The 25,292-nt window shown below is 34.2% G+C and carries 24 protein-coding genes; 9 read left to right on the top strand and 15 right to left on the bottom strand.

Features of this window, described 5'->3' with window-relative positions; translation table 11 throughout:
- Position 1: 1 nt before the first annotated feature.
- The 9 genes from UH1x_RS16505 to UH1x_RS16465 form a co-directional block, all read right to left on the bottom strand.
- Positions 2-1,972, bottom strand: coding sequence for a sensor histidine kinase (locus tag UH1x_RS16505; protein ID WP_482623087.1), 1,971 nt, complete (start codon positions 1,970-1,972; stop codon positions 2-4).
- 402 nt (positions 1,973-2,374) lie between these two features.
- Complete coding sequence (locus UH1x_RS16500; RefSeq protein ID WP_482623086.1) at positions 2,375-3,139, bottom strand: LytR/AlgR family response regulator transcription factor; 765 nt, start codon at positions 3,137-3,139, stop codon at positions 2,375-2,377.
- Positions 3,140-3,171: 32 nt separating this feature from the next.
- The gene (gene menA, locus UH1x_RS16495; RefSeq protein WP_482623085.1) at positions 3,172-4,080 is read right to left on the bottom strand and encodes a 1,4-dihydroxy-2-naphthoate octaprenyltransferase; all 909 of its coding nucleotides are present in this window, start codon (positions 4,078-4,080) and stop codon (positions 3,172-3,174) included.
- Complete coding sequence (locus UH1x_RS16490; protein WP_027066524.1) at positions 4,080-4,688, bottom strand: SPOR domain-containing protein; 609 nt, start codon at positions 4,686-4,688, stop codon at positions 4,080-4,082. The genes menA and UH1x_RS16490 overlap by 1 nt, the downstream gene beginning before the upstream one ends.
- Before the next feature lie 172 nt (positions 4,689-4,860).
- On the bottom strand, positions 4,861-5,697 hold the full coding sequence (locus UH1x_RS16485; RefSeq protein WP_482623084.1) for a CvfB family protein: 837 nt from the start codon (positions 5,695-5,697) through the stop codon (positions 4,861-4,863).
- A gap of 94 nt (positions 5,698-5,791) precedes the next feature.
- Positions 5,792-6,136, bottom strand: coding sequence for a DUF2853 family protein (locus tag UH1x_RS16480; RefSeq protein ID WP_405397926.1), 345 nt, complete (start codon positions 6,134-6,136; stop codon positions 5,792-5,794).
- A 34-nt stretch (positions 6,137-6,170) separates the two neighbouring features.
- On the bottom strand, positions 6,171-7,922 hold the full coding sequence (gene menD / locus UH1x_RS16475) for a 2-succinyl-5-enolpyruvyl-6-hydroxy-3-cyclohexene-1-carboxylic-acid synthase (RefSeq protein ID WP_482623083.1): 1,752 nt from the start codon (positions 7,920-7,922) through the stop codon (positions 6,171-6,173).
- Between the two features lie 49 nt (positions 7,923-7,971).
- Positions 7,972-9,105 carry a chorismate-binding protein gene (locus UH1x_RS16470; RefSeq protein ID WP_482623082.1) on the bottom strand — a complete coding sequence of 378 codons (1,134 nt, stop codon included), beginning with the start codon at positions 9,103-9,105 and terminating at the stop codon, positions 7,972-7,974.
- On the bottom strand, positions 9,086-9,508 hold the full coding sequence (locus tag UH1x_RS16465; RefSeq protein WP_036153624.1) for a PaaI family thioesterase: 423 nt from the start codon (positions 9,506-9,508) through the stop codon (positions 9,086-9,088). The genes UH1x_RS16470 and UH1x_RS16465 overlap by 20 nt, the downstream gene beginning before the upstream one ends.
- Before the next feature lie 64 nt (positions 9,509-9,572).
- Between UH1x_RS16465 and UH1x_RS16460 the strand changes: the two genes are divergently transcribed.
- Both UH1x_RS16460 and UH1x_RS16455 read left to right on the top strand, forming a co-directional pair.
- Positions 9,573-10,217, top strand: coding sequence for an alpha/beta hydrolase (locus tag UH1x_RS16460; protein ID WP_482623081.1), 645 nt, complete (start codon positions 9,573-9,575; stop codon positions 10,215-10,217).
- Positions 10,214-10,768 (top strand): GNAT family N-acetyltransferase, encoded by a 555-nt coding sequence (locus UH1x_RS16455; protein WP_482623079.1) that lies wholly within the window; start codon positions 10,214-10,216, stop codon positions 10,766-10,768. The genes UH1x_RS16460 and UH1x_RS16455 overlap by 4 nt, the downstream gene beginning before the upstream one ends.
- Positions 10,769-10,775: 7 nt before the next feature.
- Here UH1x_RS16455 and UH1x_RS16450 read toward each other — a convergent pair whose 3' ends face one another.
- Together UH1x_RS16450 and dnaK are read right to left on the bottom strand one after the other, a co-directional pair.
- On the bottom strand, positions 10,776-11,705 hold the full coding sequence (locus UH1x_RS16450; RefSeq protein ID WP_482623077.1) for a hypothetical protein: 930 nt from the start codon (positions 11,703-11,705) through the stop codon (positions 10,776-10,778).
- A 103-nt stretch (positions 11,706-11,808) separates the two neighbouring features.
- Positions 11,809-13,710, bottom strand: coding sequence for a molecular chaperone DnaK (gene dnaK / locus UH1x_RS16445; protein ID WP_405415673.1), 1,902 nt, complete (start codon positions 13,708-13,710; stop codon positions 11,809-11,811).
- Between the two features lie 186 nt (positions 13,711-13,896).
- On the opposite strand from dnaK, the gene UH1x_RS16440 reads away from it, so the two are divergent.
- From UH1x_RS16440 to UH1x_RS16430, 3 genes are all read left to right on the top strand, one after another.
- Positions 13,897-15,321, top strand: a complete 1,425-nt coding sequence (locus tag UH1x_RS16440; RefSeq protein WP_482626518.1) for an L-serine ammonia-lyase — start codon at positions 13,897-13,899, stop codon at positions 15,319-15,321.
- A gap of 87 nt (positions 15,322-15,408) precedes the next feature.
- The gene (locus UH1x_RS16435; protein ID WP_405415675.1) at positions 15,409-17,328 is read left to right on the top strand and encodes a DUF294 nucleotidyltransferase-like domain-containing protein; all 1,920 of its coding nucleotides are present in this window, start codon (positions 15,409-15,411) and stop codon (positions 17,326-17,328) included.
- The gene (locus tag UH1x_RS16430; RefSeq protein ID WP_482623075.1) at positions 17,328-17,984 is read left to right on the top strand and encodes a 3'-5' exonuclease; all 657 of its coding nucleotides are present in this window, start codon (positions 17,328-17,330) and stop codon (positions 17,982-17,984) included. Before UH1x_RS16435 ends, UH1x_RS16430 begins: the two co-directional genes overlap by 1 nt.
- Before the next feature lie 2 nt (positions 17,985-17,986).
- On the opposite strand, the gene UH1x_RS16425 is transcribed toward UH1x_RS16430, so the two are convergent.
- Positions 17,987-18,943, bottom strand: a complete 957-nt coding sequence (locus UH1x_RS16425) for a phosphoribosylaminoimidazolesuccinocarboxamide synthase (RefSeq protein ID WP_482623073.1) — start codon at positions 18,941-18,943, stop codon at positions 17,987-17,989.
- A gap of 8 nt (positions 18,944-18,951) precedes the next feature.
- Positions 18,952-19,905, bottom strand: a complete 954-nt coding sequence (locus tag UH1x_RS16420) for a PhoH family protein (RefSeq protein ID WP_036153605.1) — start codon at positions 19,903-19,905, stop codon at positions 18,952-18,954.
- A 130-nt stretch (positions 19,906-20,035) separates the two neighbouring features.
- Between UH1x_RS16420 and UH1x_RS16415 the strand changes: the two genes are divergently transcribed.
- Positions 20,036-20,866, top strand: coding sequence for an SAM hydrolase/SAM-dependent halogenase family protein (locus UH1x_RS16415; RefSeq protein WP_482623072.1), 831 nt, complete (start codon positions 20,036-20,038; stop codon positions 20,864-20,866).
- Between the two features lie 278 nt (positions 20,867-21,144).
- Positions 21,145-22,263: a DNA polymerase III subunit beta gene (gene dnaN / locus UH1x_RS16410; RefSeq protein ID WP_036153600.1), complete on the top strand. Its 1,119-nt coding sequence runs from the start codon at positions 21,145-21,147 to the stop codon at positions 22,261-22,263.
- 69 nt (positions 22,264-22,332) lie between these two features.
- Here dnaN and UH1x_RS16405 read toward each other — a convergent pair whose 3' ends face one another.
- Both UH1x_RS16405 and UH1x_RS16400 read right to left on the bottom strand, forming a co-directional pair.
- Entirely contained in the window at positions 22,333-22,701 is a 369-nt protein-coding gene (locus tag UH1x_RS16405) for a DUF4870 domain-containing protein (RefSeq protein ID WP_036153598.1), read from the bottom strand.
- A 72-nt stretch (positions 22,702-22,773) separates the two neighbouring features.
- Positions 22,774-23,181, bottom strand: coding sequence for a hypothetical protein (locus tag UH1x_RS16400; protein ID WP_482623070.1), 408 nt, complete (start codon positions 23,179-23,181; stop codon positions 22,774-22,776).
- A gap of 110 nt (positions 23,182-23,291) precedes the next feature.
- Here UH1x_RS16400 and mnmE point away from each other — a divergent pair, with 110 nt between their 5' ends.
- A complete protein-coding gene (gene mnmE / locus UH1x_RS16395) occupies positions 23,292-24,689 on the top strand; it encodes a tRNA uridine-5-carboxymethylaminomethyl(34) synthesis GTPase MnmE (protein WP_482626517.1) in 1,398 nt (465 codons plus the stop codon).
- Positions 24,690-24,931: 242 nt separating this feature from the next.
- On the top strand, positions 24,932-25,291 hold the full coding sequence (locus UH1x_RS16390) for a helix-turn-helix domain-containing protein (protein ID WP_482623068.1): 360 nt from the start codon (positions 24,932-24,934) through the stop codon (positions 25,289-25,291).
- Position 25,292 lies beyond the last annotated feature (1 nt).

Below are 25,292 nucleotides of genomic sequence, written 5' to 3'. Positions count from 1 at the left end.
CCTATTTAAAATTAAACCAGAAACGTACACCTTCTTGGGTTTTATCGGTATTCAATGAAGTTTGAAGCTGATTTGCTAATCTGCTCATTAAACGAATACCCATAGAAGAACTTGCTCTTTCATCAGAATCTTCTGGTAAACCAATACCATTATCAGTATATTCAAAGAAACCTTCTTGACCTGTAATTTTTCGTAAATGAATATATATTTTTCCATCGCTATCATCATTTGGAAAAGCATATTTAAATGAATTGGAAACCAATTCGTTTAATATGAGTCCGAATGGAATAGCCCTGTCAATATCTAATTCTACACCTTCGGCATCGATAGTAATATTAATATTATGACCACCTTTTTTATATACAGATTGAATGCTATTAATTAAGCTTTCAATATAACCTTGCATCTCAATAACCGATAGATCATCATTTTGATATAATTTTTGGTGTATTAACGCCATAGCTTTCACCCTACTCTTACCTTCTTCTAATGCAGCAATAGCAGCTTTACTTCTAGTATTTTTAGTCTGTAGACTTAACAAACTAGATACCATTTGCAGGTTGTTTTTAACCCTATGGTGAATTTCTTTCAACAAAGAATCTTTCTCTACCAATGAGTTTTCAATGATGAATTTTTGCTCCGCAATTAAACGTTGGTTTTTAATACTCTTTAGATAAGCATAAACCAGACCGGCAAAACCAATTAGTGTAAATATCAAGGATACGAACACCAAACTAATTTTATCATCTCTTGCCTTAATATCTTTTCTAGATTCTTCTAACTGAGCTTTTTGTTGCTCCATAGTTTTTCTAGAATTCTCTAAATCTTGTGCAACGACAGAAGTCAATTGTTGGTTTTTGATATTAGATGCCAATGCATCAATAGAATCTCTTATTCTAATATTCTTTTTAAGGTAAACGGTAGAATTTCTGAAGTCACCAGTTTTAAAATAGTAATCTGCGTAAATTCTATTACGCTTTAAAATATTATCGGATTTTATAGGATTAAGATCGTCGCTTAAATAATCTGTAGCTTTTGCATAATCATCTAACTTTAAATAACATTCTGCAAGCGCCAGCGTATTCTCAATTATATCAGAGGAGAATTTACTCTTATTGTATTTTTTAATAATCTCTCTGCTCTCTTCTAAAAACGGAATAGCTTTTTCGTATTCGCCTAATTGAACATGGCTTTTTCCGATATTCCCTATAATCAATCCGTTTAGAATTCGACCATCAGCAATTTCCTTATCTGAATGTTCGTTTGTAACATCGCTCAAAAAAACTTTTATTAATCCTTCTGCCTTCTTAAAATAACTTAATGCAGTTGCCGTAGACTTATCTAATCTTAAATAATTACCAATAGTATTATTATAAATTGCTTGACCGTAATAATCATCATCTTTAAGCACTTTCTTTTCTTCGGTCATATAATCACGCATAGCCTTTCTATACTGACCCAAACTTGCGTAAATATCATAAAAGGCAACATTATCCGTAAAACCTAATTCACGCTTTACCCTTCTAATCTCTATTTGCTTGTCATACAATTCAAGCATTTCATAATTATTATCCAATATGCTTAGAATTGTCTTTTTAGACTCTACATCCAACTTCAAAATATCACTGTATAGAGGTCTTGCAATTGCCAAACTTTTCTCATAGTTACCCAAATCATAATATATTTGAGATTCTATAAGTTGATAATTACGAATGGAAATGGAATCTTTGGTTTTTTCAGAACTGTTCAAGTAAACTTTTACAGTATCTAACCAATCGTACGGAGAATTCTGATTGTAGCGATTAGGGGTATTAAAAAAGAAGAAAGAACGTAATTCACCGTTCTCTAAATCTTGAAATTGCTTGTAGTAATCCTCATTCTGAGATTCAATATTATCTTGTGCATAAATTAGGCACGTAAATACACTTAAGAATAAAGTGCACAATAATCTCAAAATAATCTGTTTTTTCATATCTCAATAAAAGCAGAATTAAACTTAAAACTTATAGTCGATTCTCCTAAATTTATGTTGTGAGCCATCATTACCTGATTATCAAATAACCTAAAGCCCAAAAAGCGTGTTCTACGTACTTTTCATTAATTCATTAAAAATTGCGATGAATTCTAGAATAAAATTGAATTTTAATGTAAAAGACCTACAATTTCTAATATCTCAAAATTAAAAAGATCACTTAGCTATCAGGATTAATTGTTGTGTAACCCCCTATTATTGTTGTGAAACTAATTATGGTATTAAAATAGTGTATTTCATCGATAAAAAGACACACTTAAACGATTAAAAGAACCTTTCATCTGAAGTAAATCCAAAAAAAAACACCTTAAAAAGGTGTTTTTTTATAAATCATTACTCGGATTAGGAATTCATGGCCGAGATTATAAATTCTTTAAAATCTTTAGAAATAGGAATTAAGGTATTATTGATCATAATATCCTTAGAATTTATAGCATCGATATGATCTACATTAACAATGTAAGATTTATGCGCTCTATAAAATTTGTTCTGTGGTAACTTCTCTAAATAATCCTTTAATGGAGAACGTACCAAAAACTTTTTATCAATTGTATTTACTTCTAAATACACGTTGTCAGCTTTAATAAATTGAATATCCCCAAACTGTATTCTATAATAAAGGTGCTGCTTCTTTACAAAAATAGAGTCCTTTAAAATTGAATTTGACATTGCAACGTCCTCTGTACTTGTTGCATTTGCAGCTCCATTACTGGCAACAGTTTGCTTTCCATAAATGAAGTTAGATAATGCAATTTCTATTGAAGTATATAAATCTTGTTGTTCAAATGGTTTAACCAGGTAACCGTTTGGTTTTACTGTTTTAGCATTTTCAACTGTTGCACGGTCAGAGTTAGAGGTTACGAAAATAAAAGGAATATCATAATTTTCCCTGATATGTTTACCCAAGTCAATTCCCGTTTTATCAGAAGCTAAAATGATATCGATTAGAACTAAATCTACCTGTTGGGTTTTTAAAACTTCAACAGCCTGTTCGTAAACAATTACGTTGTCAACTATTTCATATCCTATCTCCTCTAGCATAGATTGCATATCATCGGCGATGATAACATTATCCTCAACAATTAGAATTTTAATGGGTTGTTCCAAGGTTTAAATTGGTTTGTGGGTTATACTCAAAATTACAAAAAATAATAATAACTAATAAAAAACAACAGGGCGATAAAAAAGGTACTTAAAGCCAGTATTTTAAGCTCTGGATCAAGTTCTGCCTCGTTGTTAGTTTGGGCCACTTTTCTTAAATGTATAAACACTGGAAGATAGCCTACAAGACATACATAACGTAACTGTGATCCATTTGTTGTAAGCAAAAAACAAAACAGACACAAAAACGAAATAATTAACAATGTATAGTGGTACTTTTTTGCTTTAGGTAAACCCATTTTAACGACAACGGTATTTTTACCTACGGCTGCATCAGATTTTATATCTCTCATATTATTGAGATTAAGAACACCAACACTTAAGAGTCCAACAGAAACTGCAGGTAAAACTGTCATAAAGGAAATTGCTTTTAAAAATAAAAACATGGAACCTAAAACACTTACCAGTCCAAAAAATATAAAAACAAAAATATCGCCAAGACCATTATACCCGTAAGCAGATTTACCCACGGTATATTTTATAGCTGCCCAAATTGCGAAAGCTCCCAATATTAAAAATACTATGGGATACAGCATATTTTCTAAACCGAATGAGGTTACAATTAAAGCTACAATGAGAATTGCATTTATAACAATACTAATATAGATACCAGATTTTAATTGTGATGCTGTTAGAATTCCGCTTTGGAGTGCCCGTTTTGGCCCTAACCTATCATCACCATCGGTTCCTTTAACACCGTCACCATAATCATTGGCAAAATTAGAAGTGACCTGCAAACCAATTGTAGTTAAGATCGCCAAAATAAAAATACTGGCATTGGTAACCCCGTGATAAGCTGCCATTGCAGTACCCACAAGTATACCTGAAATTGATAAGGGAAGCGTTCTAAGTCTTGCTGCGTTGAGCCAAGCTTTAACTTTAGTCACTAAAAGGGATCTTCTATTTGAATTCTTTTACCATCTTGATAAGAAGCAACAAAAGCATCTCCAAAACCAATATCAACTAATTGCTTTCTAAAAGATTGCGCTTCTTCTAAAGTTTCAAAATTACCTAGAGAGTAAGAATAAAATGGGTTTGTTTTAACAAAAAGTGTATTGGTCAAAGCTTCAGAAGCCAAAGTGACATTATTATCCACAAAAGATTTTACCTGAACAGAATATATTTTTTCTTTCTGTAAAAATTCTTTAGCCAGGTAAAATTCCTTAACCAAACTTAATTCTTCGTTTTGTTCCTTTAAGTTTTCTAAGCGAGTTCTTATTGCATCTACACTATCAATAGATGTCAATACCAAATCATTAGATGCTTTTCTATTGAAGCCACCTGAACTTGACAAGCCTGCCGTAAATGAGGTAAATGCTAAACCGCCAATTAAAAAAAGACCTGTAATTCCTGCAAGAATATTACGTTGAATCTTACTCTTCTTTAATTCCTTGTTTTTGAACTTTATCTGGTCTAATAAACGCTCGTTGATAATCTGAGCTTTATCGACGTCTTTATGTAATTCTAGTAAATCACTCTCTTCTATAAAAGGCATATATACAGGGGTAATTTTTAAGCTTAAAACTTAAATGTAAGCTAAAAATTGTTAATAACTTTTTATTTACAACAAAAATAAAATTAATTGTAAGGTATTACAAAAAACTAGACGTTTATTTAAGATATTCTGTTGAAAATCAATTATCAAAGATTTTTCCTACAATTCTTACTTAATCATCTGAAAGTGAAATACCATCAGATTCTATCTTTATTTTTCGTTCTCTATACAAGGTTCCTAGACCTTTTTTAAATGTCTTTTTACTCATTTGAAAAACATCTCTAATTTCTTCTGGTGCAGATTTATCATGTAAACCTAGAAAACCACCGCTTTCAACAAGAACTTCATATATCTTTTTTGCAGCGGGTTCCAACACTTTTGCTCCTAACGGCTGTAGTGAAATATCTAATTTATTATCCTTTCTTATGGTTTTAATACAACCAGGTATTACATCGCCAATATTTATTGGCTTAAATACTTCATTAAAATAAACAAGTCCTTTGTGCTTTTCATTAACAATTACCTCCCAACCTAAATCGGTTTGTCTGGTAACGACTAAATCTACCTTTTCCCATTCCTTAAGGTCAATTGTATCATTACTTAAAAATTTATCCAGCTTGTTAGATGCTACCAATCTACCTGACCGGTCATCTAAATAACAATGAACTACATACCACTGCCCTTCTTTCATTTTTACGCGTTGCTCACGAAAAGGTACTAAAAGATGCTTTTCAAGACCCCATTGCATAAACGCACCAAATTCATTAACCTCAGCTACTTGTAGCAATCTAAATTCGCCCAGCATAATATCTGGCTCCAAAGTAGTTGCAACAGGTCTTTCATCATAATCCAAATAGCAGAAAACCTTAATTTTCTCACCTATCTCATATGCCGTAGGCACATATTTATTTGGCAACAATACATCATTTCCCTCTTCATCACCCAAAAAAAGACCTACACTGGTGTCTCTTAAAATCTCAAGGTTATTTATACGTCCTAATTCTATCATGTTGCAAAATTACATTTTAAATATTTAAAAACTTAGCCTAAAAAAAAAGACCGTTACCAAAAAGGCAACGGTCTTTAATTTATTTATCATCTGACTATTTATCGTAAACAGATTCTTTTTTGAAATGTTGACAAAGCTTGTAATAAATAACCGCTCTATGCTTATTTCTGTTAGATGAACCATACTTGTCCATAACAGATGCAAGTGCCTCATCCAATTTAGCATTGTCAGGAAGACCTAACTTCTTGATTAAGTAATTGTTCTTTACAGTATCCAATTCTTTTTGATCACTACCAGATACTTTGGAAGCATCAATGTTGTAAATAGATGGTCCAAGACCAACAGTTACTTTTTTAAGCAAGTCCATATCTGCATTTTCACCAAATTTATCTTTGATGTCAGCAGCATACTTTTCGATTAAATCGTCTCTTTTACTCATGTTAAATGTGTTATAATTAATGGTTAATACACCACTAAGATATGAAACGAAAATAATCAATCAAAATTTTATCGTTTATTAATGTAGGCGTAGTAATTTCCAGTAATTGCGGACGACTAGATACTTTGAAAAAGTCACTTAATTCATCATGCAGTTCTGTGGATGATTCTGCTGATCTATAATCAAAGCCGTACATAGCACAAAGGTGTTCCGCAGTTAAAGAATGTCTTGTCTCAAAATAAGTTTCAAAAACATCTGAATTCTCTTTCCCCGGAAGTATTCTAAAAATTCCCCCACCGCCATTATTAATAATAATAATCCTAAAATCAGGCTTTAAATAGCTATTCCACAACGCATTACTATCATAAAAGAAACTTAGATCACCTGAAATAAAAAGTGTAGGTGTACTACTTACCATAGATGCACCTATTGCTGTAGATGTACTACCATCAATACCACTTGTGCCTCTATTACAAAATACTTTTAAGGTAGGATTTAGATGGAACAACTGCGTATATCTAATGGTAGAACTGTTAGCTAATTGTAACATATAATCATTAGGTATAGCTTCCAAAATATGTTCAAAAGCCAAGAAGTCCGAAAACGGAATTTCTTTTAAATAAGCCTCTCTTTTTTGTTCATAACGCTGTTTTACCAAATTCCAATGAGAAAAATAATCACTTTTTATAGTCGAATCAACCGAATACATTTCATTAAAAAAATCATGTACAGGAACTTTAATGTGTTCTTCTAAACAAAAGAAAGTATCGTTTGCAAATTGGCCATCAACATGCCAATGGTGTTCTGGTGAATGATCTCTTAAAAATGCCTTTACTTTTTTTGAAACTATGAGGCCGCCAAAAGTAATCAGCACTTCTGGTTTTAATTTTTCAAATTCCAATTCTTTTTCGGAATGCATTTCAATGGGCGCGACTAAAGAATCAATACTATTAAAAAAATTAGGATGATGAATGTTAGATGTTGTTTCCGTCAGTACTAAAACACTGGGATCATTCGCTAATTTTTCTAGCAAAGTATCTGAAATAATATTTGGAGTATTTACCCCAACTAAAATCATTTTACGAGAAGCGGAGTTCCATATACTTTTATGCTGATCTAAATTAACAATATTATTTACGTCAGCAGGTAGAGCACTAATCTGCGGAGCTATTGTTGGCTCTAAAAGTGTATCATACAAAGGCTCTTCAAAAGGAGCATTTATATGAACGGGACTATTCTTGGTCAATGCAATTTCTAAAGCGAGATTTAATTCGCCGTCATTATAATTTTGAACTTCCTGTTGAACCTGGTTTATATCCCTATCGGAAATCCACTCTGGCTTATATTGTAAAACCTTTGATGTAGCATGACTGACATCTTGCTTTAAATTAGCTGAATATCTAATATGATTTTCAAATACATGTTGCTGATTAATAGTTTGCCCATCCCCTATTCCTAATTTATAAACAGGTCTATCTGCAGAAATAATCAATAGCGGAATATTACTAAAATACGCCTCCGCAACTGCAGGATAATAATTTAAAAGGGCACTACCCGATGTACATAAAATTACAACAGGCTCTTGTAATTGTTGTGCCATACCTAATGCAAAAAAAGCGGCGCAACGCTCATCTACTATACTATAACAAGTAAAAAAAGGATTCTCAGCAAAGGCTATTGTCAGTGGTGCATTTCTTGACCCTGGCGATATTACGATATTAGAAATATTCTTTGCCTGGCAATGTTGTACAATAGATTGTGCGGTAGGTATAGCGGAATATTTCATGTAGTTCAAAAATACGACCAAAGCAGGTCATTACCCAAAACTTAAGTATCTATTTACCATCTAGAACCCTAAACATGGTATTACTTTTTAAAGCCGTTTCTTCCCATTCTTTTTCAGGTATAGAATCACTTGTAATTCCACCACCTACATAAATTTCAGCTTTCTCTTTGAACAATTGCATACAGCGTAGATTTACAAAAAGCTCTGAGGTTTTCATAACACTTCTATAAGCACTATTCTCTTGGTTACGGCGGTTTTTATTTCTTGGCAGTTCTGTTTTTGTATTCAGCTCACCTAAAAATCCGGTGTAAAAATTTCGTTCATACAATTCGTTTTCTAAAATAAAATTCTTTGCATTTTCTAATGGGCTACCGCATACTGCCGGTGTTGGGTGTAGTGCTTTTAATATATCACCAAATTTATTCGGTGCAAATGTGCCTTTCATTTCAGTACGAAGATGCCAAAGTTGACCTGCCTTAACAGACTCTCGTTCAGAACTATTAAGAGAAACAACCTCATCTTTTAAAGTGTCTAAAATATAATCGGTTACCAATTGCTGTTCATCTAATTCTTTCTCTGCCCAAATTGGTTCATTAGCACCTATTGCATTCTGTGTACCTGCCAAAGACATTGTAGTAAATTGAGTACCATTACTTTTTATCAAGATTTCTGGGGTAGCACCCATCCAAGTTCCAATTTTTGGGTGGTACCAAAAGTAGCAGAATGCTTTTTTATATACTTGAAGAATTCGCTGATACACTTCAAAGTAATTGTCTTTGACATCAACTTCTATTTTCCTAGACAGAACAACTTTATTGAAATCACCTTTACCAATGCGCTCAATGGCTTTAGATATTAAATTAAGATATCTTCCCTTTTCTGTAGCTTCGCTTTCCGGTATGTTTTTCTCACTGACCTGAAATTCATCATTCAAATTTAACGGAACCTTTTCTACGGCATCCATTTTCATTAAAATAGCATCTGAATTTACATCGAACGGAGCAAAAACGAATCCTGTTTCCGTGAAATCCATAACCTTATGAACGTCATCGTTGTTTTGAAAAACGCCTACCAATTCAGTATCATTAGGTTTGCTATATAACACAAACGGCAACTGCTCTTTCCAGCAATTTTCAGCTCTATGAAAAAGTTCTTGCACCATACTACTTTCTAGGTAACGCAATAGTAGTTAATTTACAAAGAGAGACCAGTTGATCATCTTCGTTGGTCACCCTAATCTCCCATAATTGGGTAGTTCTACCTTTATGTAAGATGGTTGCTCTGGCATAAACAAATCCTTCTTTTACACTTTTAACGTGATTTGCAGAAATCTCCAAACCTCTAACAAAAAATTTGTTACCATCTAAAAAAACATAAGATGCCGCACTACCAACACTCTCTGCCAATGCAGCGGTTGCCCCACCATGTAAAACTCCGTCCGGCTGATGCACTTTTGGAGTAACAGGCATTTTAGCCAACAAAAAATCTTCCCCAACATCTATGTATTCGATTTCTAAAGTCTGCATTAAGGTATCTTTAGAAGATTCGTTACAAATCTTTAGAATTTTCTCTTTGTAGTCGTTCATCCTTTTTTTTGTAAAATTAAGCATTACATTACCAACAGAAAAGCCTAACAGTAATGATAGATTTATGGAGAACCAGATAAAAAATGTTACTTATAAAACTACGAATACCTATGAAACTTTAAATGAATTAAATAGCGATACAAAACAAGTTTGGATTGTTTTTCATGGCATAGGATTCTTAAGTAGATTCTTCTTAAAGTATTTCAACGAACTGCCTAAGAAAGAAAATTATATCATAGCACCACAAGCACCTTCTAAATACTATTTAAAGAATGAGTACAAGCATGTAGGAGCAAGTTGGTTAACTAAAGAAAATACGGCACAAGAAACAAAGAACCTCTATAATTATTTAGATGCCGTATTAGAGAATGAAAAGCTTCCGTCTGATTGTAAAATTGTTTTCTTCGGATTTTCACAAGGTATTTCTATAGCACTGCGTTATCTGGCGTATTCCAAATTAAGTTGTTCCAAATTGATTCTTTACGCAGGCGGAATTCCTAGAGAATTAAGAACAGCTGATTTTAACCACTTGAAAAGTGACACCGAAATTATCTCAGTAATTGGAAGCAAAGATGAATATCTGACTCCAGATAGATTAGCAGAAGAGAACAACAAACTTAAAACACTTCTTGGGGACCGTATTAAAAACATCTCCTTTGATGGCGGACACGAGGTTAAGAAAGAGATTATAAATCAATTGGCAAAATGAACTATACACCAACCTTAGAAAACGAACGGGTTATACTGAGTCCGTTAACCTTAGAAAATTACGAAAAGCTAATTCCTATTGCTTCACAGAAAAAATTGGTTCAATACTCCCCTTCTGGTATTGAAAGACCAAGTAGTTTAAAAATTTATGTAGAAACGGCATTGCAGCAATTAGCGGCAGGCACAAGCATACCTTTTATCATTTATGATAGAGAACATAATACTTTTGCAGGTTCTACTCGCTTTATGCATATCAACAGTAAGAATAAAGTACTACACATTGGTTCTACTTGGATAGGACGTGAATTTCAGGGTACTGGTTTAAATACTGAAATGAAAAAGCTGATGCTAGCATATGCTTTTTCTACCTTAGATTTTGAAAAAATTGAATTTCGTGTAGATGAAAGAAATACGGCCTCAAGAAAAGCAGTAGAAAAACTAGGATGCACCTTAGAAGGCATACTTAGAAAAGACGTGTACCTATTAGATGGTTTTAAAAGAAACACATGTTGTTATGGTCTTCTGCGAGAAGAATGGTTAAGCCATCAATAAATAAGCTTTATTCTTCAACAACTTTTGTATCTGCTGGATAATAAGTGATTTTTCTGGTGGTATAGGTATTATCTGGCGTTACAATTTGCTTAATCCAATTGCCTACTTCAGAATTATCATATTGATAGATGTATTCTCTCTTTATTATACCGGCACCTCTTTTAGCAGTTTCAGCAATCAACATACCTTTTTCGTCATATTCATAGGTAGTACGGGTAGTTGGCTCAAAATTTTTCAATTCAGAATTATATTCAAACTCTTGTTGCGCCATTAGTTTATCATCCATACTAAACACTTCTTCAAAAGCACTACTCTCTTCACCATTTAAATACTCTTTGGTCAAAACTACGCGTTGAGCTGGTTTATTCGTTGGTTTCAATGTTGACGTACGAATAGATTTTAGAGGAACATCATTTAATAAGTAAGTAACGGTATTTTCTCCTTTGAACTTCTTATGTTCTACTTGGGTAATATCCGTACCATCATTGTTGGTTCTCTTAATACTGGCTAAATCTCCAAACTCATCATACCCATATAGATACTGATCTAAAAACTGCTTATCGTAAGAAAATATACGCTCCTGAATTATTAAATTATCAGTAGAATCAATTTCATAAAAATGGGCTATAGACGTGCTTGGGTCAAAAGTATTGTTCCTATATGATTCCGCTCTTTTCTCCAAAAGATCTCCTTTGCTGTACTTATAATAAATAACATCATAATCTGCTTCATTATACCTAGTAACAGATTTGGTCAGTAATCCGCTCTTATTAAAGTCGTATTCTTCTTTACCATAATCGGTACTTACCAAACATACTTTTACATCACCTTTTAAATCAAAATCTTCTATTGTAAAGATTTGAATTTCTTGACCTTTGACAATAGTGAAAGCTGCCATAAAAACAGATAAAAACAGAAAATGTCGTTTCTTAACCATACTACAAAATTACTTTATTAATAATAGGGATAAAAGAATATCCTATAAAAGTAAAAAGGGACGGTATTTACCGTCCCTTTTTTTATAACAACTTAAAGTTATATTATTTAACCTCTTCGAAGTCTACGTCTTCAACGTTATCACCTTCAGAAGCACCACCGTCAGCAGTTGGCTCTCCTTGTGGAGCACCACCTTGGGCGTCTGCTTGCGCTTTGTACATTTCTTCAGATGCAACTTTCCAAGCTTCATTGATTTTATCTAAAGCTGGTGTAATAACAGCCAAATCTTTAGTTTCATATGCCGCTTTCAATTCTGCTAAAGCGTCTTCAATTGGTTTTTTCTTATCGTCAGATAATTTATCGCCAAATTCAGTAAGTTGAGATTCAGTTTGGAAAATCATTCCGTCTGCTTCGTTCAACTTATCAGCAGTTTCTTTCGCTTTTTTATCAGATTCAGCATTTGCTTCAGCTTCAGCTTTCATCTTCTTGATTTCTTCTTCAGTTAAACCAGAAGAAGCTTCAATACGAATATCCTGAGTTTTGTTCGTAGCCTTATCTGTTGCAGATACTTTAATAATACCATTAGCATCGATATCGAAAGTTACTTCAATTTGCGGAGTACCTCTCTTTGCTGGTGGAATACCATCTAAATGGAATCTACCAATTGTTTTGTTATCGTTTGCCATTGGTCTCTCTCCTTGCAATACATGAATTTCAACCGATGGTTGGTTATCAGCGGCAGTAGAGAATACCTGAGACTTTTTCGTTGGTATTGTTGTGTTAGCCTCAATTAATTTAGTCATTACACTACCCATAGTTTCAATACCTAATGAAAGCGGAGTAACATCTAATAACAATACATCTTTAACATCACCGGTTAAAACACCACCTTGAATAGCTGCACCAATTGCAACAACCTCATCTGGGTTTACACCTTTAGAAGGCTTCTTACCAAAGAACTTCTCAACAGCTTCTTGTACTGCAGGTATTCTAGTAGAACCACCAACTAAGATAATCTCATCAATATCACTCTTAGAAAGTCCTGCTGCTTTCATAGCAGTCTCACATGGCTCTATAGTTCTTTTTACCAAATCAGCGATTAATTGCTCAAACTTAGATCTTGTCAAAGTTCTAACTAAGTGCTTTGGTCCTGAAGCTGTAGCTGTAACGTATGGTAAATTGATTTCTGTTTGTGCAGAAGATGATAATTCAATCTTAGCTTTCTCAGCTGCCTCACGTAAACGTTGTAAAGCCATAGCATCTTTTCTAAGGTCCATATCCTCTTCAGACTTGAACTCTTCAGCTAACCAATCAATAATTTTTTGATCCACATCATCACCACCTAAGTGCGTATCACCATCAGTAGCCAATACTTCAAAAACACCGTCACCTAACTCTAAGATAGATACATCATGTGTACCACCACCAAAGTCAAAAACAACTATTTTCTGATCCGTATCTTTTTTGTCCATACCGTATGCTAAAGAAGCAGACGTTGGTTCATTAATAATACGCTCTACAGTTAAACCTGCAATTTCACCAGCTTCTTTAGTAGCTTGTCTTTGCGCATCGTTAAAATATGCCGGTACGGTAATTACTGCACGAGAAACTTCTTGACCTAAATAATCTTCAGCAGTTTTCTTCATTTTCTGAAGAATCATAGCTGATAATTCTTGTGGAGAATATAAACGACCATCAATATCTACTCTTGGTGTATCGTTATCTCCCTTTACTACTTTATAAGGTACTCTTTCAGCCTCTTTACTAGATTCTGAATATTTATTACCCATAAACCTTTTAATAGAATAAATGGTTTTATGAGGATTGGTTACCGCTTGTCTTTTTGCTGGATCACCAACTTTAATTTCACCTCCATCAACAAAAGCGATGACAGATGGTGTAGTTCTTTTTCCTTCTGCATTTGGAATTACTACTGGCTCATTACCTTCCATTACGGAAACACAGGAGTTGGTAGTACCCAAATCTATTCCTATAATCTTACTCATTTTATATGTTTTAAATTAAGTGCTTTATTTTACAATCGATTAGTAATTGACAAACAATATGCCAAGCCAAAAAAACTGACATGATGTCATTAATATCTTTTAATCCTGAATAATTATGCCAATATAGTATGGTAATACATTACCAAAACATTGTACCTTAGCCTACAAAACTTATACGATTTGGAGATAGAAAGCATTAGTGTTTTTGATATGCTAAAGATAGGCGTAGGTCCTTCTAGTTCACATACCTTAGGTCCATGGCGTGCTGCAGAGCGGTGGTTGGCCAGATTAAACTCTAAAGACAATCTTGAGAAGGTTGAAGAAGTAGAAGTGCACTTATACGGATCGTTATCATTGACAGGTAAAGGTCATGCCACGGACTATGCCGTAATGCTAGGGCTGTTGGGTGCCGATCCAGAATTGATTCCTATTGACACTATTGACCTTCTGATAAATAAAATTAAAAACGAGCATGTTTTACTTTTAGATGGTACGTACAGGATTCCCTTCAATCCGGATAAGCATATTATATTCAATAGAAAATTTCTTCCTTTTCATGCCAACGGATTAAAGTTTCAAGCGAAATTGAAATCAGGCAGAAAAATTTCAAAAACTTATTATTCCATAGGTGGAGGATTCGTAATCAGTGAAGAGCGTAAAAATGCCAAACGCAAGATTGACATGTTTGAAAAGTTTCCGTTTCCTGTACAAAAAGGAACTGAACTTCTTGATTTTTGTAAAAACGAAGATTTAAAAATCTCTGAATTGGTTTTGCAGAACGAAAGATCTTTGCGAGATGATGCGAAAATCGACCATGAATTGAATCGTATTTGGTCAACCATGTTAGAATGCATGTATACCGGTTGCCACACCGAAGGAACTTTACCTGGTGGATTACATGTAAAGCGTAGGGCTTTTGAAATGCACAATAAGCTAAAAAGCGACCTACCCTACTCCAACCCTGAAGAGTGGTTACAGAGCATACGACAGACAGAAGTAAAGTTTAGACAAATACTACAGTGGGTAAGCTGCTTTGCCTTAAGTGTAAATGAAGTGAATGCATCCTTAGGTCGTGTAGTCACAGCACCAACTAACGGAAGTGCAGGTGTTATACCTGCCGTACTAATGTACTATATGGTCATTGAAAACCACGCAGGTAATTTTGAACATGTAAAACAGTTTTTGCTTGTTGCAGGAGAAATTGGGAGCATCTTTAAAAAAGGAGCTACCATATCTGCCGCAATGGGAGGTTGTCAAGCAGAAATAGGCGTTTCATCGGCTATGGCTGCAGGAGCACTTACAGAATTACTGGGAGGTACGCCAGAACAAGTACTTATGGCTGCAGAAATTGCAATGGAACATCATTTAGGACTTACCTGTGACCCTATTGGCGGATTGGTACAAATACCTTGTATTGAACGCAACTCTATGGGAGCCATAAAAGCTATTAATGCTGCAGAGCTAGCCTTGGGATCTGATCCTTCAGCAGCTAAAGTACCATTGGACAAAGTGGTACAGACCATGTGGGAAACCGCAAAAGACATGAGCTCCAAGTATAAAGAAACCTCTGAAGGCGGATTAGCAGTTGGTGTTTTCTTGAGCGATTGCTAACCTTTTTTAAAACAAGGCAAACTTTACTTTGTGGTTGCACATATGAAGGTCTTTTTATATCTGCATTTATTCCGCTAACTTTAATTTATGAAAAATCTGATTTCTGAAAGGGTAGCCGATTTTATTAAAAACTATCCGCCTTTTAATGTTCTTGACAGCAAATCACTTTTTGAGTTGGCTGAACAAGTACTTATCGTCTATAAAGAAAAGAACAGTATCATTTTCAATGTTGATGAACCTCAGCATTCACACTTTTATATGGTTCATAAAGGTGCGGTTACTTTAAACAATCCCACCAATTCAAATATTATTGACTATTGTGATGAAGGAGATATATTTGGGTTACGACCGCTTTTTGCCAATGAAAATTATAAGTTAGAAGCTAGAGCACATGAGGAGTGTATTCTCTACGGTATTCCAATAGATATATTTAAACCTATTGCCAAGAAGAATGACCAGGTAACTATTTTCCTAATGGAGAGTTTTGCCTCCAACACCCGTAATCCGTACGCAAAAAATCAAAAAGGGCAGCTTTATGATAACGAAGATGAAGAAGAGGTTACTAAAGAAGTGGTACTGCCAGACCTACAATTAGCTAGCTATTCAAAAAAATTGGTGACCTGTTCCACAAGAACTTCTATTAAAAAGGCTGCCGATATCATGTCCAAGAAAAAAATTGGATCATTATTAATTACCAGTAAAGATTTACCTGTTGGTATTATTACCGATAAAGATTTTAGAAACAAAGTAATATCAGGTGAGCAGCCAATAACCGCTTCAGTTAAAACTGTAATGACTACTCCGGTAATTACGTATCCAAAAAATCTAACCATTACACAGGCACAAATGGCGATGATGAAAAGCAATATTAGTCATTTGGTCATTACGGAAGATGGTACGCCAAATTCTCCTGCATTAGGAATTTTATCCAAGCATGACGTAATGGTTTCCCTAGGCGATAACCCGGCAGTATTGGTAAAAGCAATTAAACGTACCTCTCGCATTAAAAAAATAAAGCAGATTAGAAAAAGTGTTATGGTTCTTTTAACCGGATACTTAGAGCAAAATATTCCATTAGGACTGATTGCTAAAATCATCTCTGAACTAAATGACACATGTATAAAGCAGGTAGTGGAAATTTCTATTGCTAAAATGGATACGCCCCCACCCGTTAAATTTGCATGGTTGGCATTAGGTAGTCAAGGTAGAAGCGAACAACTTTTACATACAGATCAAGATAATGCCTTGGTATTTGAAGATGTTCCTGAGGAAGATTTACCTAAAACTACCACATATTTCCTTGAACTTTCCAAACATATTACCAAAGGATTGAATACTATAGGATATGAGTACTGCCCAGCGGATATGATGGCTTCTAACCCAAAATGGTGCTTAAGCCTAGAAGAATGGAAAAACAAACTATCATACTGGATCGGTAACCCAGGACCCAACGAGGTTTTAATGTCCTCCATTTTTTTTGATTACAGTTTAGCATTCGGTGAAAGAAGTTTATTGGATAATATGTCTGACCATATATTTAGAACCGTTAAGAATTATCCTATTTTTTTGGTGCATTTGGCAAACGGCGCACTTCAAAGTCCGTCACCAACAGGTTTTTTCAGGCAATTTGTTGTTGAGCAAGACGGTCAACACAAAGATTCTTTTGATTTAAAAAGTAGAGCTTTAAGACCCTTGGTTGATGCTGCACGTGTTTTAATACTATCACATTCCGTTAAAGCTATTAGCAATACATGGGAACGATATGAAAAATTAGCAGAGCTCGAGCCCAATAACAAAGAGTTGTATTTGGCTTGCTCTTATGCTACCAAAGCTTTATTAAAATTTAGAACACGCCAAGGTTTAGCTAATCATGACTCAGGAAGGTTTATTCAACTAGATCAATTGAGCAAGCAAGAAAAAATGAAATTGAAAAGAACCTTTAAAGCTATTAAGGAAATACAAGAATTGATCACACTTCGTTTTAAAGTCACAAATATTTTAGGCTAATGGGATTATTTAAAAGAACACCTAAAAACCTACCAGAATTTTGGAAAACTTATGAAAGCCTTTTCAAGGAAACTCAAAGTAAAAAATTTAATGACCAAATTTTTGTAGTCTTAGATACCGAAACAACAGGCTTTAACTTTGAAGATGACCGTATCCTCTCCATTGGCGCGGTAAAAATTAAAAATGAGAGCATCTCTGTTCAAGAAGTATTCGATATCTATTTAGAGCAAGAAAAATTCAATAAAGAGACTGTCCACGTACACGGACTTTTAAAAAACGGACAGCGAGAGTGTATTAGTGAAATTTTGGCACTTGAAAAGTTTTTAGCTTATGTTGGCGATGCTGTTATCGTGGCACACCATGCAGGTTTTGATATGGGGATGCTAAATACTGCTTTAGTAAGACATGATCTACCTAAACTAAAAAACATAGTCTTAGATACGGGAGTGATTTACAAGAAAACATTAATAAAGTCTTACCTAGTTCAACCTAAATCCCATTATACCCTAGATGAGCTTGCGGAAAAATTCTCCATTTCTAGAAAAGACAGGCATACTGCTTTAGGCGACGCCTATATAACAGCTGTCGCCTTTTTAAAGATTATATCACGCTTAAAGGAAAAGAAAAACTTCTCGCTTAAATATTTACTTAGATAAGTTTAAAGGCTCTCCAAATAACTTAAGACGTTTCTATTTATCCTATCATGAATATGAGTAGTATCAGCCTTTACAAATGGCTCTCCAGTGATATGCTCATAAAGCTCAATATAACGTTCAGATACAGACTCAATGTATTCATCAGACATCTCAGGAACGGTTTGTCCCTCTAAACCTTGAAAATCATTAGCAATCAACCATTGTCTTACAAACTCCTTCGATAATTGCTTTTGAGGCTCATTGGCATCTTGCCTAGCCTGATATCCGTCAGAATAAAAATATCTTGAAGAATCTGGAGTATGAATCTCGTCTATCAAAACAATCTTTCCTTCTTTAGTTTTTCCAAATTCGTATTTCGTATCCACCAAAATCAATCCTCTTTCAGCTGCGATTTCCGTTCCCCTTTGAAAAAGAGCATAGGTATACTTTTCTAAAAGTGCATAATCTTCTGCTGAAACTATTCCCTTGCTTAGAATATCGGCTTTCGATATATCTTCATCATGATCACCCATTTCCGCTTTGGTAGCTGGAGTAATTATAGGATTCGGAAATTTGTCGTTCTCTTTCATACCATCAGGCATGGCAACACCACATAACATTCTTTTGTCCAATTTGTATTCTCTAGCCGCATGACCGGATAAATACCCACGAATAACCATTTCTATCTTAAAAGGCTCACAGGCAACACCAACAGCAACATTTGGATCAGGAGTTGCAGTTAACCAGTTTGGAACAATATCTTCTGTAGAAGCCATCATTTGGGTTGCAATCTGATTTAAAATCTGTCCTTTGTATGGAATTCCCTTGTGCATCACCACATCAAAAGCAGATAACCTATCAGTGGCCACCATGACCAACATATCGTTATCTAAAGTGTATACTGATCTTACTTTGCCTTTATAGACATTTTTCTGACCCGGGAAATTAAATTCAGTTTCGTAAATAGTATTCTTTGACATGTAAATTCTTAATTGTGGTGTTCTATAGTTTTATAAGCTTCAATAACTTTTTTCACAAGTTTATGTCGGATTACATCTTTATCATCTAGATAAATAACCTCTATACCTGGCACATTATTTAAAATGAGCAGTGCCTCTTTTAAACCTGAAATTGTTCTTCTAGGCAAGTCAATTTGCCCTGGATCTCCCGTAATCAGGAATCTGGCATTTCTCCCCATTCTAGTCAAAAACATTTTCATTTGTGCGTGGGTAGTATTCTGTGCCTCATCTAAAATAACAAATGCGTTATCTAAAGTTCTACCACGCATAAATGCCATTGGTGCAATTTGTATGGTACCGTTTTCAATATAATGCACCAATTTTTCGGCGGGGATCATATCTCTAAGCGCATCATATAAAGGTTGCATATAAGGATCTAGTTTTTCTTTTAAATCGCCAGGTAAAAAACCAAGATTCTCACCAGCCTCTACAGCTGGTCTCGTCAAGATAATTTTCTTTACCTGTTTCTCTTTCAATGCCTTTACCGCAAGAGCAACACCAGTATAGGTTTTACCAGTACCTGCCGGACCAATGGCAAAAACCATATCGTTCTTTTTAGAGGCATCTACCAAACGACGTTGATTAGCAGTTTGTGCCTTTATCAACCTACCACTAACACCATGAACCAAAGTTTCTCCACTATTCTTTGATGATTTTAATTCATCATCCTCAGAACTTGTCAAAACTCTCTCTATACTGTTTTCATCTAATTTGTTGTATTTAATGAAATGCTGGGTCAACATATCAAACCGCCTCTCAAACTCTTCCAGTAGTTCTTCATCTCCAAAGGCTTTGATTTTGTTGCCACGAGCTACGATTTTCAACTTCGGAAAGTATTTCTTTAATAAATCAATATGCTCATTTTGCTGCCCAAAAAACTCTCTCGGGCTAATTTCGGTAAGTTCTAGAATTATCTCGTTCAAACAGTCGGTTTTATAATGATTTATAGTTAGCGAAGATTAGTTTCTAATCGCTATTTTTTTGTTTAATTTTGTATATCAAATTTAAGCAAATTTTAAGTTCGACTAACCAAAAACATATCAACATTGCTGTATGGCAATTATCACCCTCACAACAGATTTCGGATTAAAAGATCACTTTGTAGCTGTATTAAAAGGCTCCATATATACAGAATTGCCCGATGCTAAAATTGTTGATATTTCGCATGACATCATGCCGTTCAACATTCACGAATGTGCTTATATACTTTCAAATACTTATAATAGTTTCCCAAAAGGAACCATTCATATTGTTGGTGTAGACTCTGAAGAAACCCCGGATAACAAGCATATTGTAGCATTAGTAAACGGACACTATTTTATTAGCGCAAACACCGGTGTCATTGGACTCATCACCTCTGAAATGACTCCGGAAAAAGTATTTGAAATAAATTTACCAGATTCTATTGCAAACTCATTCCCTGTATTAAATGTTTTTATACAAGTTGCCTGCCATATAGCCCGCGGCGGCACATTAGAACTTGTGGGCAAACCATTTACCGAATTGAACGATTTAAGAGAATTTGCACCGAGAATAGTTGAAGACGGAAAGAAAATAATTGGCAGTGTCATCTATATTGATAACTATGGAAATGTAATTACAAATATTCGTAAAAATTTATTTGACGCTTATCGGAAAGACCGTGGATATACTGTAATGGCCCGTAATCATAAAATAAAAACGATCCATAAAGCTTATAATGAATTTATAGACTATAGTCTAGAGAAAAGCCAACGTAAGAGTGCGGGAGACCTGCTTGCCATATTTAATTCATCCAATTATATAGAACTGGCTATTTACAAAAGTAATCTTACCACAGTAGGTGGTGCCTCCACCCTATTAGGATTAGATTATAGAGATACTATTATGGTAGATTTTGAATAGCATTAGCAAATTCAATTTCAAGAATATTTAAGCGTATTTTTAAAATATAAGAAGAGGTCAAAAGTTAATAACTAATGCCCGAAATTAATTAATATGATCTTAATGTAGTAATACCTAGTATTATACACTACCTTAATAGATAACAAACTGTTAATAAGTTTGTTTCCTTAAAAAGGTCAATTAAAATATCTTTGTTGGTAACGAAAACTGCCAACAAGAAGGAGTTTAAACCTATTTTGCTTGATGAATTCAAGGAAAATATCAATAAAAATTAAAGAATGAAATTTATAGTTTCAAGTACCTATTTGCTAAAACAACTTCAAATATTAGGAGGTGTAATCAACAACAGTAATACGTTACCAATTCTGGATAATTTTCTGTTCGATTTGCAGAAGGACAAACTAACGGTCTCAGCTTCCGATTTGGAAACCACCATGAGTTCAGTTATAAAAGTAGATTCTGACAACGAAGGTACTATAGCTGTACCAGCAAGATTGCTTTTAGAAACTTTAAAAACTTTCCCTGAACAACCACTGACTTTTGTCGTTGAGGATAACAATACAGTAGAAATCAGTTCTAACCACGGTAAATATGCGCTTGCATATGCCGATGGAGCTGAATTCCCAAAAGCAGTTGAATTAACAAGTCCAAGTTCAACAACCTTACTTGGTGATATTTTGGCAACAGCGATCAACAAAACAATATTTGCTGCAGGTAATGATGACTTAAGGCCTGTAATGAGCGGAGTATTTTTTCAATTTTCTCCAGAGAACTTAACGTTCGTTGCTACTGACGCACATAAATTGGTAAAATACCAACGTACAGATGTAAGAGCTTCTCAAGTAGCGGAATTCATTATGCCTAAAAAACCTTTAACTTTATTGAAAGGTATATTAGCTGGTAGTGAGTCTGATGTGCTTATTGAATACAATGAAAGTAATGCAAAATTCAGTTTTGATGAAACTGAATTGATTTGTAGACTAATAGATGGCAAATACCCTAACTACGAAGCGGTAATACCAAAAGAAAACCCGAACAAACTTACAATTGCAAGAAATCAGTTTTTGAGCTCAGTAAAAAGGGTTTCTATTTTCTCTAATAAAACAACACACCAAATACGTTTAAAGATAGCAGGTGCAGAATTAAATATATCTGCTGAAGATCTTGATTATTCTAACAAAGCAGAAGAAAGATTGACATGTGCTTACCAAGGTGATGACATGCAAATTGGTTTCAACTCTAGGTTCTTAACCGAAATGTTGAATAACTTAGGTTCTGATGAAGTTTCTTTAGAAATGAGTTTACCAAACCGTGCAGGTATACTTACCCCAACAGATGGTTTGGATGAAGGTGAATTTGTAACTATGTTGGTAATGCCTGTTATGCTTAACGGATAGTACTAAAAACTATAAATAAAAAAGGGTCAGTTGAATTACTGACCCTTTTTTTTATGCTTTATATCTTATTTACGATATAAACCGTATGGTTCCAAAATAACTAGGAGATTCTCCGTTGCTTGCTTTTATGGCATTTACTGCAGGCATCACAATTGATAAGATACCGGCAAAAATCAGTAATAAGATTCCGAGTCCGAATAATAAGATACCAGGAATACCAATTACTAAATATAAGATCAGGGTTAACTGAAAGTTGATGACAGATTTACCATGCTCATCCATACCAATAACGGAATCTTTGGTCGTTAACCAAATCACCAACGGTACTATAAGTCCGCCAAATCCTGTTATAAAATCTAAATATTGAGACAAATGAGTAATGACCAACAAATTACGGTCTTCACGAACAACTACTGCGTTTTTATTTACTAGTTCCATTTTTGATTGATTTTAATGATGAATACTATAAATAAGACGCACAAACCCCATAAATGTTACAAAAATTAGAAATTATAATTTTCTATTTAGCTTTTTAAGTTTTTCCTGCTCTTTCATTATCTTCATTTGACTCTTGGCAATCTTGTCTTCTTTCTTCTGAATATCAACCGGAGAAAGTGTTCCTTTAACCTTCCCTTTTTCCAACTGACCTTTTAATTTTTCAATTTGTTTCTCTTCACTGGAAATAGACTTTTCTTTTGAATTGATTTGCTTTTTCAACTTCTCTTCCTTCTTCTTAGCGGCAGCTTCCTTCTTTTCTTTTTTAGCTTTTGCTTCAGCCCTATCAACCTTCTTTTTAACATCATCCATTTCCTTTTCTTGGTCAACCGTAATTTCGGTAGAAGAATTTGGAGTTTCACTTTGAGCAACAGCTAAAGAGCCAACTAACATAAACACTAATAATACAAGTACTTTTTTCATTTTAAGATTACATTTTATAACATGCAAAATTACTATATAATTGAATACTGAAAACAAAAGGTGTTTAAATTAAGAAAACTACAACAGTTATAATTGATTATTTTTGCATGATGATTCAAACCGATACTATAATAGCATTAGCAACTCCAGCAGGCGCAGGAGCAATCGCAGTTATAAGACTTTCAGGTCCCGATGCCCTTACCATTGCTTCTAAACAATTTGAATCGGTTTCAGGTAAAATTCTTGAAAACCAAAAAAGCCATACCATACACTTAGGCTATATTAAGGATGGAGAAAATATACTAGATCAAGCACTCGTTTCCATATTTAAAAATCCACATTCATATACAGGAGAAAATGTAATAGAAATATCTTGCCACGGTTCACCATATATACAACAGCAAATTATTCAATTGTTTCTTAGAAATGGTTGTAGAACCGCAGATGCAGGTGAATTTACCCTAAGAGCCTTTTTAAATGGTAAAATGGATTTAAGTCAGGCAGAAGCTGTTGCCGATTTAATTTCTAGCGATAATGCCGCTAGTCATCAAATTGCCGTACAACAAATGCGTGGCGGATTCAGTAACGAGATAAAACAATTGCGAACAGAGTTGCTGAACTTTGCTTCGTTAATAGAACTAGAACTCGATTTTTCTGAAGAAGATGTAGAATTTGCAGACCGTACTCAATTTAAGGAACTACTTACACGTATTCAAAAAGTATTGCAAGGTCTAATAGATTCTTTTGCAGTAGGAAATGTAATTAAAAATGGTATTCCAGTGGCTATTGTAGGCGAACCTAACGTAGGTAAATCTACCCTTTTAAATGCGTTTTTAAATGAAGAGCGCGCATTGGTATCTGATATTGCCGGAACAACCCGAGACACTATAGAAGATGAAATATCTATTGGCGGAATTGGTTTCAGATTCATAGATACCGCAGGAATTCGTGAGACCCAAGATATTGTAGAAGGCATGGGAATTAAACGAACATTCGAAAAAATAGAACAGGCACAAGTAATTTTATTACTGGTTGATGGATCAAAGATTTTAGCTGACGATAAAAAACTAAAAAATATTGTCATCGATTTTGAGAAAATAAAAAATCAGAATCCGCTAAAACCTTTAGTATTGCTTGTAAATAAAGCCGACACCCTTTCTGAGGATGAAAAGAATAAAATTGGCACCTATTTAGATGATGTAAAATACCTATCTGCAAAAACCGGAGAAGGTGTAGAAGAATTACAAAATAGCCTTTTAGAATTTGTAAATACTGGAGCTCTACGCAATAATGAAACGATAGTTACCAATACCCGCCATTATAACTCCTTACTAAAAGCATTAGAAGAAATAGAAAAAGTTCAATTTGGAATGAAAGCAGAACTTTCAAGCGACCTTATGGCAATTGATGTTAAGGAAGCTCTATACCATTTAGGGGAAATCACAGGGCAAGTGACCAATGATGAGTTGTTGGGGAATATCTTCGCTAATTTTTGTATCGGCAAATAACATCACAAAATTACACTCACCAAAAATCAGTTAAACCCAATAAAATATAGGTTTTTAATAAATTCATTTTGTATCACTGATTGACATTTAGTGTTTTTTAGCTATTATTTGTACCTATTTTGTACCTCATTCTCATTTTTAATTTATATTTGAACTATAGGGGGAAATGATGGCGACTAATTACACTTAAATACTCTTATCTCCACTTATTTCCCCTTATGTCATACAATTTCAATTGTTGAATGAGTTCAAATATTAAGGTTTCACGAATTTGCCAAAACTGCAACATAGAGTTTGTAGCACGTACTACAGTCACAAAATATTGCGGACCAGTTTGCGCTAAAAGAGCCTACAAAACCAGACAGCGAAAGAAGAAAGTAAAATCTTCTTATGAGGAAACTTTAAAGCTCAAACTACAACCATATGAAGTACTTGCCGTAAAAGATTTTTTAACCGTAAGGGAGGCTTCATCTTTATTGAATATCTCCACTAGAACTACCTATAGACTAATTAAAGAAGAAATCTTAGAAGCTGTAAACCTCTCCAATAGATTGATAAGAATCAAAAGATCTTCAATAGACAAACTTTTAACTTCTATCTAAA

It is taken from the genome of Maribacter sp. UH1 (assembly GCF_056839145.1).
This window is presented reverse-complemented; position numbering and strand designations above follow the sequence as displayed.